Source organism: Achromobacter mucicolens (assembly GCF_902859725.1).
Classification (GTDB): Bacteria; Pseudomonadota; Gammaproteobacteria; order Burkholderiales; family Burkholderiaceae_B; genus Achromobacter; species Achromobacter mucicolens.
On record NZ_CADIJP010000006.1, the window covers coordinates 251,114 to 271,268 of the forward strand.

The 20,155-nt window shown below is 67.5% G+C and carries 19 protein-coding genes; 7 read left to right on the top strand and 12 right to left on the bottom strand.

What is annotated here, in order from left to right:
- Positions 1-283 precede the first annotated feature (283 nt).
- From HV786_RS09870 to HV786_RS09920, 11 genes are all read right to left on the bottom strand, one after another.
- A complete protein-coding gene (locus HV786_RS09870) occupies positions 284-1,276 on the bottom strand; it encodes an ABC transporter substrate-binding protein (RefSeq protein WP_128827423.1) in 993 nt (330 codons plus the stop codon).
- 27 nt (positions 1,277-1,303) lie between these two features.
- Positions 1,304-2,083, bottom strand: a complete 780-nt coding sequence (locus tag HV786_RS09875) for a class II aldolase/adducin family protein (protein WP_252869999.1) — start codon at positions 2,081-2,083, stop codon at positions 1,304-1,306.
- Positions 2,055-2,837, bottom strand: a complete 783-nt coding sequence (locus tag HV786_RS09880) for an ABC transporter permease (RefSeq protein WP_175210667.1) — start codon at positions 2,835-2,837, stop codon at positions 2,055-2,057. The genes HV786_RS09875 and HV786_RS09880 overlap by 29 nt, the downstream gene beginning before the upstream one ends.
- Before the next feature lie 2 nt (positions 2,838-2,839).
- Positions 2,840-3,601 (bottom strand): ABC transporter ATP-binding protein, encoded by a 762-nt coding sequence (locus HV786_RS09885; protein ID WP_128827421.1) that lies wholly within the window; start codon positions 3,599-3,601, stop codon positions 2,840-2,842.
- Positions 3,598-4,683, bottom strand: a complete 1,086-nt coding sequence (locus tag HV786_RS09890; RefSeq protein WP_128827420.1) for an ABC transporter substrate-binding protein — start codon at positions 4,681-4,683, stop codon at positions 3,598-3,600. Before HV786_RS09890 ends, HV786_RS09885 begins: the two co-directional genes overlap by 4 nt.
- Before the next feature lie 79 nt (positions 4,684-4,762).
- On the bottom strand, positions 4,763-6,301 hold the full coding sequence (locus HV786_RS09895; protein WP_128827419.1) for a class I adenylate-forming enzyme family protein: 1,539 nt from the start codon (positions 6,299-6,301) through the stop codon (positions 4,763-4,765).
- Positions 6,291-7,145, bottom strand: coding sequence for a VOC family protein (locus tag HV786_RS09900; protein WP_128827418.1), 855 nt, complete (start codon positions 7,143-7,145; stop codon positions 6,291-6,293). Before HV786_RS09900 ends, HV786_RS09895 begins: the two co-directional genes overlap by 11 nt.
- 11 nt (positions 7,146-7,156) lie before the next feature.
- A complete protein-coding gene (locus HV786_RS09905; protein WP_128827417.1) occupies positions 7,157-7,582 on the bottom strand; it encodes a PaaI family thioesterase in 426 nt (141 codons plus the stop codon).
- A gap of 26 nt (positions 7,583-7,608) precedes the next feature.
- Positions 7,609-8,613 carry a zinc-binding dehydrogenase gene (locus tag HV786_RS09910; protein WP_217284641.1) on the bottom strand — a complete coding sequence of 335 codons (1,005 nt, stop codon included), beginning with the start codon at positions 8,611-8,613 and terminating at the stop codon, positions 7,609-7,611.
- Positions 8,614-8,660: 47 nt separating this feature from the next.
- Positions 8,661-9,464, bottom strand: coding sequence for an ABC transporter permease (locus HV786_RS09915; protein WP_128827415.1), 804 nt, complete (start codon positions 9,462-9,464; stop codon positions 8,661-8,663).
- Between the two features lie 4 nt (positions 9,465-9,468).
- A complete protein-coding gene (locus tag HV786_RS09920) occupies positions 9,469-10,275 on the bottom strand; it encodes an ABC transporter ATP-binding protein (RefSeq protein ID WP_175210669.1) in 807 nt (268 codons plus the stop codon).
- A gap of 232 nt (positions 10,276-10,507) precedes the next feature.
- Between HV786_RS09920 and HV786_RS09925 the strand changes: the two genes are divergently transcribed.
- Positions 10,508-11,836 (top strand): acyl-CoA thioester hydrolase/BAAT C-terminal domain-containing protein, encoded by a 1,329-nt coding sequence (locus tag HV786_RS09925; protein ID WP_175210671.1) that lies wholly within the window; start codon positions 10,508-10,510, stop codon positions 11,834-11,836.
- A 20-nt stretch (positions 11,837-11,856) separates the two neighbouring features.
- A complete protein-coding gene (locus HV786_RS09930) occupies positions 11,857-13,011 on the top strand; it encodes a CaiB/BaiF CoA transferase family protein (protein ID WP_175210711.1) in 1,155 nt (384 codons plus the stop codon).
- A 3-nt stretch (positions 13,012-13,014) separates the two neighbouring features.
- Here HV786_RS09930 and HV786_RS09935 read toward each other — a convergent pair whose 3' ends face one another.
- Positions 13,015-14,040: an ABC transporter substrate-binding protein gene (locus HV786_RS09935; protein WP_175210673.1), complete on the bottom strand. Its 1,026-nt coding sequence runs from the start codon at positions 14,038-14,040 to the stop codon at positions 13,015-13,017.
- Positions 14,041-14,308: 268 nt separating this feature from the next.
- Here HV786_RS09935 and HV786_RS09940 point away from each other — a divergent pair, with 268 nt between their 5' ends.
- The 5 genes from HV786_RS09940 to HV786_RS09960 are packed head-to-tail and all read left to right on the top strand — an operon-like array spanning position 14,309 to position 20,125.
- Positions 14,309-15,358, top strand: coding sequence for an ABC transporter substrate-binding protein (locus HV786_RS09940; RefSeq protein ID WP_128830214.1), 1,050 nt, complete (start codon positions 14,309-14,311; stop codon positions 15,356-15,358).
- A gap of 4 nt (positions 15,359-15,362) precedes the next feature.
- Positions 15,363-16,133, top strand: coding sequence for an ABC transporter ATP-binding protein (locus HV786_RS09945; RefSeq protein WP_128830215.1), 771 nt, complete (start codon positions 15,363-15,365; stop codon positions 16,131-16,133).
- Positions 16,130-17,044 carry an ABC transporter permease gene (locus HV786_RS09950; protein WP_128830216.1) on the top strand — a complete coding sequence of 305 codons (915 nt, stop codon included), beginning with the start codon at positions 16,130-16,132 and terminating at the stop codon, positions 17,042-17,044. Before HV786_RS09945 ends, HV786_RS09950 begins: the two co-directional genes overlap by 4 nt.
- Before the next feature lies 1 nt (position 17,045).
- Complete coding sequence (locus HV786_RS09955) at positions 17,046-18,743, top strand: amidohydrolase (protein WP_128830217.1); 1,698 nt, start codon at positions 17,046-17,048, stop codon at positions 18,741-18,743.
- Positions 18,740-20,125 carry an FAD/NAD(P)-binding protein gene (locus HV786_RS09960; RefSeq protein ID WP_175210675.1) on the top strand — a complete coding sequence of 462 codons (1,386 nt, stop codon included), beginning with the start codon at positions 18,740-18,742 and terminating at the stop codon, positions 20,123-20,125. Before HV786_RS09955 ends, HV786_RS09960 begins: the two co-directional genes overlap by 4 nt.
- Positions 20,126-20,155 lie beyond the last annotated feature (30 nt).

The window sequence follows — 20,155 nt, forward strand, 5'->3', positions numbered from 1 at the left end:
AACCCGGCTATCGCTTGGGCGATTGACGATTTTCCCCAGGAGAAATTCCCCTGGGAAAGCACGATACATTTAGTTAACAATATGTTCGGATAAACACATACAGGGCGTTCCAAAGTGGGTTTTGGGGCAGCGAAACGGGCCCATCGGGGCCTGTTTCATGCGCTTTTGCTGGCGGCTACGCCAGCATTTTTCGCGCCATCGCTCGGTGCCTGACCTGCTTGCCGCAGTGCGGCAATCGGGATGGCATACGCCCTGGTGTCAGACACCGGCGTGACGCTGTCACTTATTTGATGGCAAGTGACTGCTGATACGGACCGGCATCCAGCGCCCCCGCCGGCAGATCGCCCTTGAGCGTACCGTTGTCCTTGAAAATCTGGAATTCGCGATTGAGCGTTTCCAGGTCCGCGTCGTTCAGCGAGACGCGGTAATTGTCGTTCCACAAGTCGGCAAACACCTGCGCATCCGCCTGCGGCAGGTTGCCGGCTTTCTGCACCGCGCTGACTACCTGCGCGGGATGGGCGCGGCCGTATTCCAGCGCCTTGCGCAACGCCACGATCGCCCTCACCACCGCATCCGGATTTTTCTGCTGGTAGTCCGCACGGACCAGGCCCACCGCGTTGTAGGGCACGCTATCGCTCTTGGTCAGGGTCTTCCACTCTTGGCCAAATGTCGACAGCGTGCGCACCTTCAGGTCCTTCAACTGCGCGGTCGTGACGTTGCGCAGCGCAGCCGCGTCCACCTCTTTCTGCGCGAGGAACTGCACCAGGCGCGGCTCGTTGCCGGGCACCAGCGTGAAATCCTTCTCCTTGATCCCATGATTGCCGGCCAGCACGGCGCTGGCGATGGTGGCGGTGGAGCTGCCGGCGGGCGACATGCCGATCTTCTTGCCCTTCAGGTCGGCCAGCGACTTGATGGGCGAATCCTCCAGCACCACGAAGGACACATTTGAGGGCTGGGTCGCCAGCACGATCTTCACCGGCACGCCGTCCGTTGCCAGCGCAAACGCGCCCGCGGCGGGGGATCCAAAGGCCAGATCGATAGCGTTGGCGGCGATGGCGCGGGTGGGACCATTGACGTCCGAGAAGTGCACGTACTCCACGTCCAGACCCTGTTCCTTGAAGAAGCTGCCGGCCTCAAGCACCGCGCCGTACCCCAGGGTCAGGCCGCTGGGCCAGTAGCCGACGCGGATCTTTTCCGCCTGCGCGGGAAGCGCGGCCAGTCCGCCGGCCAGCGCCGCCAAGAGCGCGGCACGTTTGATCAATTGCAAGGCTTTCATGAATGCTCCAGTAGTGAGTCCTGCCGGTCAATGCGCGGCAGGCAGGTGTCGATAGGTGGGGTCGGTTTGATCCAGGCCGCGCAGCAGCGCCTGCCACAGGCGGGGGCTGCTACGTCCGGCAGCGCGATCGAAGGTCTGTGCCGCGCGTTCAATGGCGCCGCGGTCCGGTATGGCGACGGCCTGGCCCGTCGCCTGGATCTGCAACTGCGCGCGGCAGGCGAACTCCAGGAAAAACATCAGCTCGAAGGCCTCGGCCACGGTTGCGCCGCAGGTCAGCAATCCGTGGTTGCGCAACATCAGCGCCTTGTGCGGCCCCAAGTCGCGCACGAGCCGCGCGCGTTCGTCCAGCTCGACCGCCACCCCTTCATAGGCGTGATAGCCGATGCGGCCGTGAAACCGCGCCGCGTGCTGCGTGTAGGGCAGCAGGCCATCGCGCAAGGCCGACACCGCCACGCCGGCCAGCGTATGGGTGTGCATGACGCATACGGCGTCCGGCCGGGCCTGATGCACCGCCGAGTGAATGACGAAGCCGGCCCGGTTGATGCCCAGGCCTGTGGGATCGTCCAGCAGCTCGCCTTCCGGCCCGACCGTCACCAGGTTGTCGGCCCGGACTTCGTCGAACAGCAGGCCGAAGGGGTTGATCAGGAACTGGTCTGGCGCTCCCGGCACCCGTGCCGAGATGTGCGTATAGATGAGGTCCGTCATGCCGAATTGCGCCGCCAGCCGGTGGCACGCGGCCAGGTCGATACGCATCTGCGCGCGCGCCGCGTGCAAGGCGTCAGGATCGAGCTTGGGTATCCGCGCCACCGGCAGCCTCCCAGAAGACGATCTTGCGATGCAGCCAGCGCACCGTCTGCGCGCCGGCAATGCCGAATGCGGCCAGCAGGATCACGCCGGCGAACATGGTGCTGACGTTCAGGTTGACCGCGGCCGAGCCGATCAGATAGCCCAGGCCGGCTTCGGACGAGACCAGTTCGCCCACCACGGTGCCGATCAGCGCAAGCGACACGCCGATCTGCAGACCGGCAAAGATGTCGCCAGCCGCCGCGGGCAGCTTCACGTGACGGAAGAGGTACCAGCGCGACGCGGAAAACGCGCGGCACGCATCGATCAGGTCGGGATCCACACGCCGGATGCCGACGATGGTATTGATGAACAACGGAAAAAAGCAGATCAGCACCACCAGAACCACCTTGGACGCGAGCCCGAAGCCGAACCAGACGAGGATCAGCGGGGCCAGCGCCACCTTGGGCGTGGCCTGGATTGCAACCAGCAGCGGGTAGACGAACTTCTCGAACGTGCGCGATTCCGCCAGCAGCGCGCCCAGCACCAGCGCCAGCGCGCTGCCGATGGCGTAGCCGATGAGGGTCGCGGCCACGGTGTACCCGATGTGGCGCCAGATCGTGCCGTCCTGAAATACCGACACCAAGGTGCCGAACACGGCGCCCGGCGTGGTCAGGATGTAGTCGGGCACCTTGAAGAACGCCACAGAAAAGTGCCAGGCCAGCAGCACCACGGCCAGCGTGGCGAGCGGATAGAGGATCGCGGTCAGTCTTTGCATGGTCATCCGATGAAGTGGCGCCGCAGATGGTCGGCGGCGGCCGTGAACGCGGGTTCGGCCAGCGTGGCCATCGAGCGCGGACGCGGGATGTCGACGCGGAAATCCTCGACGACCCTGCCCGGCCGCGCCGACATGACCAGCACACGGTCCGACAGCATCACGGCTTCGGCAATGCTGTGCGTGATGAACAGCACCGACTTGCGATCGCGCATCCAGATCCGCTGCAGCTCCAGCGTCAGGGCCTCGCGCGTCATCGCGTCCAACGCCGCAAATGGTTCATCCATCAGCAGCAGCCGGGGATCGCGCTGCAACATGCGCGCCAGGCCCACCCGCTGCTGCATGCCGCCGGACAATTCGTTCGGATAGTTGCCGGCAAAATCTCGCAGGCCCACGAGGTCCAGCAGTTCCCGCGCGCGGCGCTCGGCATCGGCCCCGCGCTCGCCCGCGGTCTCGCTGGGCAACAGCACGTTGTCCAGCACCGTTCGCCACGGCAGCAGGGTGGGCTTCTGGAAGGCGACACCGATGTCGCGGCTGGGGCCCGTCACGACGGCGCCCCCTACTTCGACGTGGCCCCGCGTTGGGGCCAGCAGGCCGGCGGCAAGCTTGAGCAGCGTGGACTTGCCGCAGCCAGAGGGCCCCAGGATGGTGACGAACTCGCCCTCGTCCACCGCAAGATCCACGTCGCGCAGCGCATCGATGCTGCCGCGCCGGGTCTGGTAGGACACCGACACGGCGCGCGCCTGCAGCACGGGCACTGCCGTCATTGGGCCGCCTTCGCCTGCGCCCGCACCGCCGCGGCGTCAAACGTCGAGAACTGCGGAACGAGTTGGTTGCTGAAGATCTTCTCGACCGGAATGTCGTCCGTGTTGAACTCGCCCGCCGCGTGCATCGCGCCCACGAAGGACCGGATCACGGGCAGGTCGAACTCGCCCGGCACGCGGTCCGTGCCATCGGGGCGGCGCAGGGTGCTGTCCATGCGCTTTTTGACCAGCACGACGGCTTCGTCCAGATTCTTCTGGTAGTCGCCATCCTTGGGTTTGGCTTCCGGCTGGTACTTCCAGAACGTCTCGGCGCACAAGCGCGGGTTTGCGTCGCACGCCAGCACGGCCTTGGTATAGGCGCGCCCGAAGCGGGCCAGCAGGTCGGGCTGGTCGCGCAGCGTGTCTTCATGTGCCACGAAGCCATTGCTGTTGATCTTCTGGAAGATCGGCGGATACGGCAGGCGGCGCACCTTCGTCCCGGTCAGCTCCAGCATGGCGGTCCACGAACTGTTGTAGTTCAGGGCGTCCACCCGGCCCTCCCGCAACGCCAGAAAGCCCGATCCCAGCACGCCGACCGCCACGATATCCACGTCCTTGCCAGGCACCAGCGACTCCTGGCGCAGCAACGCCCGCGTGGAGGGGATGGTCCCCCAGGTCAGCGCACCCACCCCGATCTTCTTGCCCTTCAGGTCCTTGATCGTCTTGATCGGACCATCAGCCAGCACCGCCAGCTCCAGCTCGTTGGACGGGATGGCGTTGTAGAAGTAGCGCACCGGCAGCGGCGTCTTGCCGGTTTCATAGCTCGACAGTACGGGTTCGGGCAATGGCAACCCGATGGTGACCTTCTTGGACGCCACCTGCGGCAGCAACGCGCCCGCGCCCTGGAACACGATCGTCTTGACCTCGATGTTCTCCTCGCTGAAGTAGCCCAGGTCCTTGCCTAGCCCGTATACGCCGCCGCTGGCGACGGTAAGCGGAATACCCAGGGCCACGGTGACGGTGTCGGCCGCCTGCGCGGCCGGGACGGCGGCCAGCGCCAGGGCGGCCGCGGCGAAGCGGGCCAAGGTGGATGCGGATGTCTTCATTGCAGTGTTCCGTTGTTGTTCTAGCGGGTGAGTTGTTGTGCGGATGGAAGTTCGTGGGGGGTCCCGCGCGCCACGGGTGTCAGACCGCCGGCGCCACGGGGGCGGCCAGCGCGTCCCGGGCACGCTGCTTGAGCAGGTTGCGGTCGACTTTGTTGGTGGAAGCCAGCGGCAACGCGTCCAGGAACCAGACGCGGCGGGGGTGCTGGTAGGCCGGCGCGTGCGTCAGCACATGCTGCTTGACGCCGTCTTCGGTCAGCGCGCCGGCGGTGACGGGCACCACGAATGCCACCGGCTTATGGCCCTTGATGTCGTCAGGCACCGGCACCACGCAGGCCTGCTGCACGCCGGGCAGCGTCTCCAGCACTTTTTCGACCTCGCCGGGAAAGATGTTCTCGCCGCCGGATACGAACATGTCGTCGTCGCGGCCGACGAAGTAGTAAAAGCCCTGCGCATCGCGGCGCAGCACGTCGCCCGTGACGTAATAGCCATCATCGGTGATGGCCGCGCGGATGTCGGGCCGGTTGTGATAGCCCAGCATGATGCCGGGGCTCTTCACGTGCAGCACGCCCTGGTCGCTTTCCTGGCCTTGCGCATCCACCAGCCGCACCTGCACCTGCGGATGCGCGTGACCGATCGACATATCGGGCTGCGGCAGCCCATCGGGATGCGGGCCGAACGTGACCGGGCCGGCCTCCGTGGTGCCATACGAATTGATCACACGGGCCTGCGGCAGCGCGCGGCGGATGGCGGCCTGCAAGGCTTCGCTCACGGGCGCCGATCCCATGCGCACGACCTGCACGCTGCTCAGATCGGCGCGGGCGAGCAAGTCCTTTTCGCGCAGCACCATCGCCATCATTGGCGGTACCGAGGTGAGCCAGGTGGGACGGTAGCGCGCGATGGCCTCGATGTAGGGCCGCGCCTTGAACTGCGGCAACAGGACGATGGTCGCCTGCCCTGCCAAGGCAAGCTGGCACAGGGCCAGCGCATTCATGTGATACATCGGCGCGGCGATCAGATAGCGCTGCCCCGCCAGGCGTTGGCCCGCCAGCCGGGTGCGCACCACCCACAGATGGCTGCGATGCGACAGCACCACGCCCTTGGGCTTGCCGGTGGAGCCCGACGTGTACAGGAAGAACGCCGCCTCGTCCGGCGCGGGCTCCACGGCCTGGAACGGTCCCGGATCCAGCAAGGCGTCCAGGCCCGCGGCGCCGGCCGCGCCAAACTCCACCACCGGCAGCCCATCCGGCGCCTGGGCGCGGCGCGCGGCATCGCAGAACACCAACCGCGCGCCGCTGTCCTGGATGACGAAATCCGACAACGCGCGCGGAAATTTATAGTTCACCGGCACCACGACCAGGCCCGCCCGCTGCGCGCCCAACAGCACCGCCAGGAACTGCGCGCTATTGGCCGCCAGCACCGCCACCCGGTCCCCGCGTTGCAGCCCCCGGCGCAGCAGCCCGCGCGCGACGGCGTTGGACAGATCGTCCAACTGCCCGATGGTCAGGCGGGTCTCGTTCTGGTCGTCGTCCAGCGCAATCACGGCCAGGTCGCCGGGCGGTGCGCCGCGCGGCGTCAGATCGCCGAGATTGCGGGGATGGAAGGCGGGATCAGGGCTCATAGATAAAGTCCAATAGCGTGTTCAAGTCCGGCAGGGAAACGGCGAGGCCGCGATGGCCGTCGCGCCGCCACGGCCGCGTCCGCAGCGCGTCGCCCAAGGCGGCAACGTGACGCTCCAGCGCGTCGGGGTCGGCCGCGCGCAGCGAGATGGCGCCGAAAAAACTCTGGCGGCCCAACGCGTCGCAGGCAAGGTCGCCATAGCGCTGCCCGTAGGCATCGGCATCCAGCAGCGTCACTGAAAAGCCGGGGCTTGGAATCGAAAAGCCGCGTTCGTCCAAATGGACCTGGCCGAACGCAGCCTGCGCATACGCCTGCGCGTCGGCCTGCGCTCGGGTGGACACCAGCGTCAGGCCCGACAGGCCACGCACGCCATTGGCATGCGCCTGCCACTCCCGGCGCCACACCAGTTCCGGCGTCAGGTGCTGGCAGTAATAGACGCGGCCGGCCTCGAACGCGCCCGGCTGGTAACGCACGGTGCGAAAGCGGGCCTCGTGCCGCACGCCATCCAGTTCGAGTGGGCGGCTGAAGGCGTGCAGCGGCGCAACCGCGGCGCCCGACCGCGTCAACGCCTCATGCACCGCATCGGCCGAGGCCGGCTTGTAGACCAATCCATCGATGCCTGCGGGGTTGTCCAGGATCTCCTGGCGCAGCGTCCCGCCATCGGTGGGCAGCCCGATCAGTTCCAGGTAATCGTCCTGAAACACCATCAGGTGATTCACCGATCCGAACGCGTGCCGGCCTTGCGGCGTCAGCGTGAAGCCCAGCGCCGAAAACAGGCCCGCGGCCGCATCGGTGCCGAAGCGGGTATTGATCACCAGGTGATCGAGCGGCAGCGCGCTGTGCATGCTCCTGCCCCTCAAGCCTTGGGCGGCGTGGTCAGGTATACGCCGCGCCCGCTGGCCAGCAACACGCCCTGCGCATCCTCGATGCGCGCCTCGGATACCGACAATTGCTTGCCGGCCTTGACGACCTTGCCGCGTATCGTGAGGTCGCCTTGGATCGCGGGCCGGTGATAGTCAACCCGCAAGTCCACCGTCGGCACGCCGCGGCCAGTTTGGGAAACCAGCGCCCAGTCCGCGGTGAGGTCGATCAACGCGGCCAGGATGCCGCCGTGCGTGTAGGGGTTGTCTGGGTTGACCGACCATTCCTCGCGCCACGTGGCCTGCAGGACGATCTCGCCGTCGCCGACCGACAGCACTTTCAGGCCAAGCCACTGGTGATAGGGACTGCGCAACAGACGCGCCTGGATATCGGCCGCGGCGGGCAGGTTCAGTTCTGACATGTTCGAAATTCCAGCAGGGGGGGGGTTCAGGGAGCGACGATGATCTTGCCGATGACCTTGCGGTCGCGGATGGCGGCCAGCCCTTCGGCCGCCTCTTCCAGTGGCACCTCGCGGTCGATCAGCGGCGTGATCTCGCCGCGGTCGACCTGGTCCAGCAAGGCGCGCAGGTTCTCGTCGTAGAAGCTGTTGGATCCCTTGACGGTCAGCTCGAAGCTCCAGATGTAGCGCAGGTCTTCCTTCGGGTCGTAACCGGCCGTGGCGCCGCAGGTCAGCAGAATGCCGCCGCGCCGGATGCATCGCAGCGACGGCACCCAGGTGTCCCCGCCGGTGAAGTTCACCACCACGTCCACCCCGCCTTCCGTGCCCCGGCGCTGCGGCTTGCCATACTGCTGGATGGCCCATTTGGAGAAGTCGGTTTCGCGATAGTCGACCACGTGATCCGCGCCGATCTCGCGCAGCCGGGCCAGCTTGTCCGCGCCGCTGGCGCAGGCGATCACCTCGGCGCCCAGGCGTTTGGCCAGGATGACGCTGGCCGTGCCCACGCCGCCGCTGGCGCCCAGGATCAGCACCTTGTCGCCGGCCTGCACGGTCCGGTGGGTGACCAGCATGCGGTGGGCGGTGCCGTAGGCCACCGGTAGGGCGGCCGCCTGCGCGTACGTGACGTTGGCCGGCAGCGGCAAAAGCTGCGCCGCCGACACCAGGCAGTACTGCGCCATGCCGCCGTCGAGCATCTCGCCCATCAGTCCCTTCTCGCGGTTCAGGGGATTGACCAGCACGCGATCGCCCGCCTTCCAGCCGTCGACATCCGCGCCGACCTCAGCAATGTCGCCCGCCAGATCCAGGCCAATCACCACCGGCAGCGGCACCTTGATGCCAGGCATCCCCTGCACCGTGAAGACATCGTGGTAGTTGAAAGACGAGGCGCGCACGCGCACAAGGACGTGTCCGGGAATGACCTGCGGCACAGGTTTGTCGTGGACAACCGACAATTGGTCCAGGCCGCCGTGCGCGTTAAGCACGAGCGCCTTCATGGTTTGGGACATGAGAATGAATCCGTGAGGGAGGAAAAAAAGGGAAATCAGTCCGCCGGGGCGCGGCGCCAGCGGAACAGGTGCGACTCCAGCGGCTTGAGCACGCAGAACTCGATCAGCACCATCAGGCCGACCAGCGTGATCGTCCAGGCGAACACCTGATCGGTCTGCACGAGGTCGGCCGCCTGCCGCAGCCGGTAGCCCACGCCGTTGGATGCGCCGATGGTTTCGGCCACCAGCGACACGCGCCAGCCAAACCCGAAAGCCAGGCGCGCGCCGGAGAAGAAATCGGGCAGAATCGACGGCAGATAGATCTTGCGCAGCACGCGCAGCGGCGACATGCGGAAGCTGCGCGCCAGTTCGACCAGATCGGGACGCACCGACCGGGCGCCCTGCCATACATTGGTCAGGATCAACGGCAACGCGGTCATGAACACCACGAAGATGGTCGTCGCGTTGGAGATGCCGAACCAGATGATGGCGAAAATGGCCCAAATGGCCGAGGAAATCGTGTTGGTGACGGCCAGCACGGGCTCGAAGAATTCGCCCAGCTTGCGGCGGCTGCCAAACAGCAGCCCCAGGGCGGTGCCCACGACGGCAGCCAGCGAAAACCCGGCGATGACGCGCCAGAACGTCACGCCCAGGTCGCGCCAGAACGTTTCGCTGGCGACGAGTCTTCCCAGGGCATCGGCGACGCGGGCCGGCCCCGGCAGGATATACGCCGGCACGCCGCGAGCGGCGAACGCCCATGCCGCCAGCAGCAGCGCGACCAGCAGCAGGCGGCGGCCCGCATTGCCGCCCAGGACCCGCCACGCCGACGCGCGTCCGGCTGAAATTGTGGTCTGGTTCATGGCGCTACACCCGCACACGCAACTGACGGATCAGCTCGGCGACGTCGGGTTGCGACGGCGCACGCGGCCTTGCCAGCGTCACCGGGGCGACTTCCCGGATACGGCCGGGACGTGGCTGCAGGATCACCACCTGGTCCGCCAGCACGACCGCTTCCTCGACGTCGTGCGTCACGAATACGACGGTCATACCGCGGCTGGCTTGAATCTCCAGCAATTCGGCGTGCATCTGCGCGCGGGTGCCAGGATCGAGCTTGGAAAAAGGTTCATCGAGCAGCAGGATGCGCGGTTCGTTAACGAGGCTGCGGGCCAACGCCACGCGGCTGCGCATGCCGCCCGACAGCTCGTGCGGGTAGGCCGATCCGAAGCCGGACAGCCCCACCGCCTCCAGCGCCGCCCGCGCGCGGGCATGGCGTTCTGCGCGCGGCAGGCGGCCAGCCTCCAGGCCGAAGCAGACGTTGTCCCGCGCGGTGCGCCACGGCAGCAGGCGGTCGTCCTGGAACAGATATCCCACGGCACGCCAATCGGTGTAAGCCGCAGTGCTGGCGCCTTCCACCAGGATGCTTCCCGTGTCGGGGTGCGCAAGGCCCGCAATCAGATTTAGCAGCGTGCTTTTGCCGCAGCCCGACGCGCCCAGCACTGCCACGACATGGCCATGCGGGATGTCCAGATCGATGGCGTCCAGCACATGCAGCGGCGCGTCGTTGCGGCGCTCAAAGCGCTTGGACACCTGACGCAGCGAAATGGCGGCAGGCGCAGGCTGACGGTCGGAAGACGGGCGATGCAGATGAGGGATGAGGGAGAGATCGGTCATGAAAGGCACAGGTTTTGGCGATGCCTTGCGCGCCACGCTTGCAACGAAACGACATCATGTCCAGCAGCTTAAGCGTCCTACTCATGCATAGGAACGAACGATTTCCCATCTGCAAATAGCACGCGGTCCTTAGGTGAAAACCAGCTATCGGCATGCAGAAATCTTCGTTGGCCGCACGCGCGGGTGTGCCTATGTTCAGGAGCCTTCATCACCTGTATCGGACAAACACAGCATGCCAGCCCGCCTCACCGTCACGCCCGCCGTCGAACTGATCGACACCCCCCGCGTCTTCACGCTTGACGGCTTTCATCCTCATTCCCGCGTGACGCTTACGGTCACCTCGCGCCAGCTTGACGGCCAGCGCTGGCGCAGCCTCAATACCTACGTCGCCGACGCGACAGGCGCCGTCGACGTGTCGCGGCAGGCCCCCGAGCCGGGCGGTTACGGCATTGCCGACGGCCAAGGTCCCATCTGGTCGCAGACCGTGGCGCAAGCCGACGACATCGAAGAAGGCGATGCCGCGCAGTTGCCCGCCCCCGATGGCGCGGCGGGCGCAATTCTTGCGATCGCGTCCGCGAGCGATGCGCACGGTAATCACGCCCGCGCCGTCTTCGAACAGCGCCACGCCAGTGCCGGCGTGACGCGGCACGCGCTGGATGAGGACGGCTTGATCGGCGTCTTGTTCACGCCCGCCGGTCCGGGACCGCACCCGGCCATCGTGGTGCTCAACGGATCGGGCGGCGGCATCAACGAAGCGCGCGCCGCCCTCTTCGCCTCACATGGCTATGCCGCGCTGGCCCTGGGCTACTTCGGCGCGCCGGGCCTGCCGGACTACCTGTCGGAAATTCCCCTGGAGTACTTCGAGCGCGCGTTGCGCTGGCTACGCGCCACGATCAAGCCCGCCGGCGATTTCGTCGCGGTCAGCGGCCATTCGCGCGGTGGCGAGTTGGCGCTGTTGCTGGGCAGCCGGTATCCGCAGGCCGTGTCGGCGGTGATCGCCTATGTGCCCAGCTCCGTCGTGCACGGCGTGCTCAATGCCGGCAAGCCCGGCGCGGGCCGCTTCGGCGCGGCATGGACGCAGGCCGGCAAGCCGCTGGCGCATGTGTGGGAAGGCAACCCCGCGCAGAACTGGCACGTCGTCGACAGCCTGCCCGAACCCCGCCGCCAGGCGCAGGTTTTCGTCAATGCCCACCAGGATGCGGCCGCCGTCGCGCGCGCCCGCATTCCCGTTGAACGCATCGCGGGGCCGGTGCTGGTGCTGTCCGCTGGCGATGACGGGTACTGGCCGTCAACGCACTATGCAGGCGAGGTCGCGCAGGCGTTGAAGGCCGCGCACCATCCGCACGCGGTCGAACACCTGGATTATCCCCGCGCGGGACACGCGCTGCAGGCGCCGGGGGTTCCCACCACGCAAATATCGCGCCCGCACGCGGTCTCCGGCATCGTGCTGACGGGTGGCGGCGACGCGGCGGCCAACGCCCGCGCCAATGCCGACTCGTGGGCGGCGGTGCAACGCTTTCTTGCCGCCGCCGTCGCGCAACGCGCCGAGCTCGCCGCATGAGCGGGCCGCAAGCGCCCGGCATGGGCGCCCTGGCCGGCATCACCGTCATCGAACTGGAAGGCATCGGCCCGGCGCCCATGGCCGCGATGCTGCTGGCGGACATGGGCGCGACCGTCCTGCGCATCCAGCGTCGCGATCCCGTCGAACAGGGCATTCAGCGCGAGCGGCGTTTTAACCTGCTGCTGCGCAACCGCACCTCCATCGAACTGGATCTCAAGCAGCCCGAGTCTGTTGCCCTGGTGCTGGACCTCGTGGAGAACGCCGACGCCCTCATCGAAGGCTTTCGGCCCGGCGTCATGGAACGCCTGGGCCTTGGCCCCGATGCCTGCCTTGCGCGCAATCCGCGCCTTGTCTACGGCCGGGTGACGGGCTGGGGGCAGGACGGCCCCCTGGCGCAGTCGGCGGGACACGACATCAACTACCTCGCGGTGACCGGCGCCCTGCACGCCATCGGCCGCCAGGGCCAGCCGCCCACGCCGCCGCTGGCGTTGCTGGGAGACTTCGCGGGCGGCGGGTTGTATCTGGCGCTGGGCATGCTTGCCGCGTTGATCGAGCGCACGCGCAGCGGCCTGGGACAGGTCGTGGACGCGGCCATGGTCGACGGCGTGGCGTCGCTATCCACGGCGTTTTTTGGCCTGGCGGCCGCAGGGTTATGGCAGTCCGAGCGCGGCGTGAATCTGATCGATTCCGGCGCGCCCTTTTATGACGTCTACGCCTGCCGCGATGGACGCTTCGTTTCCGTCGGGCCGCTGGAACCCAAGTTCTTCACGCAGTTGCTAGCCCTCTTGGAACTGCCAAAGGAATTGGCCGCCTGGCAGCCCGACCGCACGCGCTGGCCGGCGCTGCGCGATCGGCTGGCGCAGGCCTTTGCCGCCAGAACGCGTGACGACTGGACCGCCCGCCTTGCGGGAACCGATGCCTGCTTCGCGCCGGTGCTGAGCTTTGACGAGTCGCCGAGCCACGCCCATCTGCGCGCGCGCGGCACGTTTGTCGAGGTGGACGGCATTGCGCAGCCGGCGCCCGCGCCGCGCCTGAGCCGCAGCGCGGCGCCGCCCATCGCGCCGGTCACGGCCCCGTTACGGGGCGCAGCGGCCCTTGCAGCGCTGGAATGCTGGCTGTCGCCTGCGGCGCTGGCGCGTGTCCAGACGCAGGGCCTGATCACGGACAGGCCCTGACCGTCAGCTCCCCGCGCTGGCGTGGGCGGGTGTGAAGAAGTAGTCCTTCCAGCTTTCGGCCTGCCCTTGCAGCACGCCGATCTCGCGCAGCTTGTCCGCGTACACCTTGGTCTGCTGCGGCGTGATCGTGAACTGGTTCTCGGGATCGTCCAGGATCTTCTTCACAAAATCCGCCGGCAGCTTGGAATTCTGCTGGCGGATGAAGATCGCGGCGGCCTCGTCCTTGTGCGCGGGAATCCACGCCGCGGCTTCGGCCAACGCGGCGTAGAACGCGTTGTACGTCTTGGGATTGGCGTCGTGGAATTTCTGCGTGGTGTACAGCACGTTGAACGTCGCGGGGCCGCCCAGGATGTCGTACGAACTGATCACCTTGTGCACCGCTGGATTGCGCTCCAGCGCCTGGTAATAGAACGGCGCACTGGAAAAATGCGCATTCACTTCCAGGCCGCCGGAGATCAGCGCGGTTGTCGCGTCCGGATGCGGCAGGCTGATGGAGATATCGTCGAATCGCTTGAAGTTGTCCTTGCCGTAGCGTTTGGCCGCTTCGATCTGCAAGGTCCGCGACTGGAATCCCACGCCCGCGGCCGGCACCGCAATGCGGTCCTTCGCGCTGAAGTCGTCCAGCGTCTTGACTGCCGGGTTGTTGCTCAGCAGATAGTTGGGCAACGACCCCAACGCCGCCACCAACTTCACGTTCTGCTTGCCGCGCGTGCGGTCCCACAGCACCAGCGCCGGCGGCACGCCCGCCGACACCATGTCCAGCGCGCCGGCAAGCAGCGCCTCGTTCATGGCCGACGCGCCGGAAATCTGCGCCCATTCCACCTTGATGTCCAGGCCGGCCGCCTTGCCGTGTTTTTCGATCAGTTTCTGGTCCTTGACCACATCGAGGATCAGGTAGGCGATGCCGAACTGCTGCGCCACGCGCAACGTGCCTTCGGCATGAGCCGGCGTGACTGCCGCGCCCAGCGTGGCGGCGGCCAGCGCCGCGCCGGCCGCCAAGCGCCGCAAGAGAATGGGATTGAAGGACATGGGGTTGCGGGCTCCTTGGGCCAGTGGGTTCGCACGAAAGTGACGAGCGATCCTAGCAACAGGCGCGCAGCAGTGGAACGAACAATTTCTGCTATCCAAATACCCCTGGCGCCGCGCCCCCTTGAGCACCGCCGGAACGCGTCGCCCTACCCGGGACCGCAGCGCGCGGCCGCCGAAACAAGCATATGTCTAGATAATCTTTGTCGGCGCAGCCTTCGCTCCGTAGCATGACCTCAAGCTATTTCACATGCCTATCGGGGTTGGAATCATGAGTTCGTACAAAAAGCTGCCATCCATTGACGCCGCGCGCCGGCGCCTGCTCTTTCATATCGGCGCCGTGGCCGCCGCGGGCGCTGCGGGCGGCCTGCCCGGCGTGACGCTGGCGCAGTCCCGCGAACAGGCCACGCTGGCCTCTGGCAGCGCGGGCTACACCTGGGCCCTGCCCTTCGTGGCCGAAAGCGCGGGCTATTGGAAGGCGCGCAATGTGGACCTGAAGGTGCTGGACTTTCCGACCGGACGCGATTCCATGCAAGCCCTGCTGGCCGGCTCCGCGAACTTCTCGACCACCACCGACACGCCGCTCGTCTTTGCTGTGCTGCAAGGCCTCAAACCGGGCATCCTGGCCAATTTCAGCCGCTATTCGTACGACATGAAGATCGTGGCACGGGAAGGCAGCGGCATCGCCGCCGACACGCCCGCGAGCCTGAAAGGCAAGAAGATCGGGACGCCCGCCGGCACGTCGGGCCAGTATGCGCTGGCCAAATACCTTGAGTTCGCCAAGCTATCCGCCAGCGACATCACTCAGGTGAACCTGGCGCCGACCGACCTCATCGGCGCGCTGGTGCGCGGCGACATCGACGCCTTTTCGTGGACGGCACAGGCCGGCAACGCCGCGCTGCGCCAAAGCGGCGGCAAGGTGTTCTTCCTGACGCAGGATGGCTACGAGAAGTACTTCCGCAGCCACCAATTGCTACTGGTCAATCAGCACACGCTGGATACCCGCAAGGCGCTCGTCAATGACGCCATCGGCGCGCTGCTCGATGCCGAGAAGCGCATTGCGCAGGATCCCGCGTGGCCGGACCTGATCGCCACGCGCATCCGCAGCACGCCGGCCGAGGTCAAGCAGGCCACCTCGGTGTTCGAGTTCAAGGTGGGTTTCGACGACACGTTCGTCGACGACCTGGTGAACCAGGCCCAATGGGCCATCGACGCCAAGCTTGCGCCCGCGCCCGCTGGCGATCTGCGCGCGTTGTTCCGCGCCGCGATCAAGGATGCGCCGCTGTCGGCCGCGGCGCCCGATCGCGTCAAACTGGCCTGACGGCATGGCCGCCCTGATCGAATTCCAGCGTGTCTCGCAGTTCTTCGCCACGCGCGGGGACGCACCGGCCCAGGCGCTGCACGACGTGTCGCTGGATCTGGCAGACGGAGAATTTGCGTGCCTGATCGGCCCTTCGGGTTGCGGCAAGACGACCCTGCTGCACCTGCTTGCGGGATTCCTGCAGCCCACCGACGGCACCGTCAGGTTCCAAGGCGACCGGGTCGAACGCCCCGGTCCAGAACGCGGCGTGGTCTTCCAGGAATACGCCCTCTTTCCCTGGATGACGGCCCGGCAGAACGTGGAGTTCGGTCTGCGGGCGCAATCGGTGGCCGCGCGCCAGCGCCGCCACCGCGCGCTGGCGGCGCTGGCGCGCGTGGGTCTGGCCGCCTCGGCGGACCGCTATCCGCATGAATTGTCCGGCGGCATGCGTCAGCGCATCGCCGTGGCGCGATCCTTGGTCGTCGAACCCAAGGTGCTGCTGATGGACGAACCCTTTGCGGCGGTCGACGCCTTGACCCGCGCCGCGCTGCAGAAAGACTTGCTGCGGCTGTGGCAGGAGACGGGCGTGTCGGTGGTGTTCGTCACCCACAACATCGACGAAGCGATCTTCCTGGCGCAGCGCGTCATCGTCATGGCGCCGCATCCGGGCACGATCAGCGACGACATCCGCATCGGCCTGGACTACCCGCGGCAGCGCGGTTCCATCGAGTTCGCGCAGCATTACAACCGGATCGAGGCCGCGCTGGCGGCCGGCACTTACAGGCAGGCAGCATGAACGCATTGACCTTGCGCCGCGAGTCCGCGGCCGAAACGACCACCGACATTCCTGTGCCGGCCGGTCACGACGCCAGCGGCGGCGCGCCGGCGGCACGCCACAGCCTGGCCGAACGCTTCCAGCAATCGCATGTCCGCGCGGAACGCATCCGGCGACGCCGGCGGCTGTTGCTTAACCTTGCCGGAATCGTGCTGTTCCTCCTGGGTTGGGAAGCCATTCCGCACGTGTTCACCTGGATGAACCCGGCGCTCTTTCCGCCCCCCTCGCGGGTCCTGCAAGCGGCGCTGCCCATGATCGAGTCGGGCGAACTCGCAGGGCACATCGCGGCCAGCCTCTCGCGCGCCACGGCGGGATTCGGCATCGCATTGATCCTGGGCATCGCCGCCGGCATCCTGACGGCGCGCATCACATTCCTTCATCACCTGAGCGAACCCGTGCTGCACGGCTTCCGATCAGTGCCGTCGCTGGCCGTCGTTCCCCTGGCGGTGCTGTGGTTCGGCATCGGCGAGCTGCCCAAGATCGCGCTGATCGCGTGGGGCGCCTTCTTTCCCATCTGGATCACCACCTTCATCGGCGTGCGCGACACCCACATCGTGTACCTGCGTTCGGCGGCGGCGCTGGGCGCCGGGCGGCTGCGGACCCTCTTCCAGGTTGTGTTGCCCGCCGCCTTGCCCTTTATCCTGGCGGGCGTGCGGCAGGCCATCGCCGTATCGCTGATCGTGCTGGTCGCGGCCGAACTGTCCGGATCGACGCGCGGCATCGCCTACATGATGTCGCTGGGCCATCAGCTCTTTCAGGTGGAGATCATGTTCATCGGCCTGGTGCTGCTGGGCACGTTCGGTTTCCTGGCGGACCGCTTGTTCGTCTGGGCGGCCAAGCGGCTTTTTCCCTGGTACCAGAGCGCGTCGTGACATGAGGCCTGCAGAAAAGCGGCATGCGTTGCGCACGCTGGTCCTGCGCAACGCGCGCATCCACACCTTTCACCCCGCCCGGCCGCAGGCCCATGCGATTGCGCTGGCCGGCGGCCGGGTCGCGGCTTACGACGACGAGGCCACGGCGCTCGCGGGTGCCGACGCCCGCGTGATCGACCTGCAGGGCGCAACGGTGATCCCGGGCATCAACGACAGCCACGCGCACATGGAGCGCGAAGGGCTAAAAGCGCTGCGTCCGTCGCTGGCGGCAGCGCGCAGTGTCGAGGACGTGTTGCGCGTGGTCCGCGAGCAGGCGAAATCGACGCCGCCCGGCGAGTACATCGTGACCATGCCCGTGGGCACGCCTCCCTACTACTTCGGCGGCGCCGCCCAGCTCGCGGAAGGCCGGCTGCCCAACCGCCAAGAGCTGGATGCAGCCGCGCCCGGCCATCCTGTCTACATTCCAGCCCCCTTTGGAAATTGGGGCAGGCCGCCCGGCAGCGGCGCGCTCAACAGCCTGGCTTTGGCGCGCAATGGCCTTACATCCGCATCGCAGCCGCGCTGCAGCGGTATCGAGCTGGGCCGCGACGCCTCGGGCGACCTGGATGGCCGCATCGTGGAGCGCAACGCGCGTCCCGCCGTCGAATTCGACCTGCTGCCGGACGTCCCCCGCTTTGGCTTTGCCGACCGCCTGAAGGGGCTGCGCATTTCCCAGCAGCTCTATCACGCCAAGGGAACCACCAGCATCTATGAAGGCCACGGCTGCGCCCCCGAGACCATCTCGGTCTACCGCAAGCTGTGGGAAGACGGCGGCCTGACCATGAGGTCGACATTGGTCGTCAGTCCCGCGTGGAGCGATCTGGCCGAAGCGGCGCGCGCCATGCGCGACTGGCTGGCTACCGCGCGCGGGCGCGGGTTGGGCGATCCGTGGTTCCGGGTCAGCGGCATCCATATCGCCTACGGCGGCGACCCCGTGGTGGCCTGCTGCGCGCGCGCCAACCTGCCGGATACCGGCTGGTCCGGATTCGTGGAACAGGCGGTCACGCCGCCGGACTTCCGGGCGCTGTGCCTGCTGGCGGCCGAACACGACCTGCGTGTCAACGTCATCGTCTCCGACAAGCTGCATGAGGTCGTGCCGGTGCTGCGCGAGATCGACGCCCGGTTCCCGCTGGCCGGCCGCCGCTGGGTCGTGCAGCACATTGCCAGATCGCGCCTCGACGACCTGAAAGCGCTCAAGGCGCTGGACGTCCTGGTCACGACCATTCCCACCTATTTCCTCTGGAAAGGCGGCGCCGCCTACCTGGACGAGCCCGACGGCGGAGAGGGCGTGGTGCCGCACGCCGCGATGCTGGCGCTGGGGCTCGATGTCTCGCTGGCGACCGACAATATTCCCTATGACCCGTTCCACACGCTCTGGGTCGCGGGCGTTCGGCAGGAGCGGCTGACGGGCCGCGTCATTGGCGCCGGCCAGACGCTGTCTGCTCGCGACGCGCTGCACGCGTTCACCGTGGCCGGCGCGCGCCTGAGTTTCGATGAAGACTGGAAAGGTCCGCTGGCGCCGGGATTTGCCGCCGACCTGGCCGTGCTGGACCGGGACCCGATGACATTGCCGCCAGCCGCCTGGCGCGACGTGCAATGCACGATGACCCTTGTGGGCGGGCGCATCGTGCACGGCGAGCCCGATGGGCTAGCGCCGTGACCCCCGCTTCGGTGGCCATCGTGGGCGGGGGGGCCGCAGGCACTTTGCTGGCCCTGCACCTTTCCCGGTTGCATGGGATTCGCGTGACGCTCTTCGACGCTGCGGGCGCATTCGGCCGCGGCGCGGCCTACAGCGCCACGTCGCCGTGGCACCGCCTGAACGTGCCGGCACTGAAGATGGGCGGCTGGCACGCGGACGATCCCGATGGCTTTCCGCAATGGCTGGCGGATCGCGACGGCGGCACGGCGTCATCGCACGGCCGCCGGTATGTCGAGCGCGCCGTCTACGGCGAATGGCTGTCCGCGCAATTGTTCGACGCCGTTCGCGCAGGCCACGTCCAGCTTGTGGCGGCCCGCGTACGGGCGCTGCAGCGCCCATCCCAAGCTGTTCCCGGCTGGGAACTGACGCTGGACGACGGGCGGCGGCATTGGGCCCGGGCCGTGGCGCTATGCCAGGGCAACGCGTTGCCGCGTGCCCTGCCGGGATTGGCAGCCCATCCCCGTTGCATCGGCAATCCGTGGCTGGCACGGGCGCTTACGCCCATCGGCAGGCAGGATGACGTCCTGATCGCGGGATCGGGCGCCAGCGGCGTGGACGCCGTGCTGGAACTGCTGCACACGGGACACCAGGGCCGCATCCATCTGGTGTCCCGCCGAGCCTTGCTGCCGCAGGCCGATGCTCTGCCCGGCCCACTTGCCGCGCCCTCACCGGTCACGATCGATCCGTCCCGCGATCCGCCCGCCTTGCGCGACCTGCTTCGCACGGTGCGCGGCGCCATCGGCGCCGATCTCCGCAGGTCCCGGCCGTGGCAACACACCATGGATGCCGTGCTGCGCCAGGCTGACGCGCTATGGGATGGCCTGACGCTGACCGACCGCGAGCGCTTTCTGCGCCATGTGCGTCCGTATTGGATGGCGTTCAGGCATCGCGCCGATCCCGCTGCGCTCGCCCGCCTGCAAGCTGCCGAACGCAGCGGCCAGCTACGCCGGCTGGCGGCGCGCATCGGTTCGGCCGCCGCGCGCGGCGACGGACTGAGCGTCACGCTGCAACGCGCGGGCCGGCCGCCGGCAGGCATTGCGGTGGATTGGGTGATCAACGCGACAGGCCCCGACGAACGCATCGCGTTGCGCGGCGATCCGCTGATCGCGGGCCTGCTTCGCGACGGCCATGCGCGGGTCAACGATCTGGGTCTGGGATTGCACGTCACGGCACATGGTGAAGTCCTGGCCGCCGACGGACGGCCGGCAACCGCCCTGTATGCGCTGGGGCTGCCCACGCGTGGCGTGTTCTGGGAAGTAACGTCGGTGCCCGCCTTGCGCGCGCGGGCGGCGCCCCTGGCAGTGCGTCTGGCGGAACACCTCCAGCGGGGCGGACCGCGCTGAAGCGGCAAACATGACCCGCCCCCCGCGCCC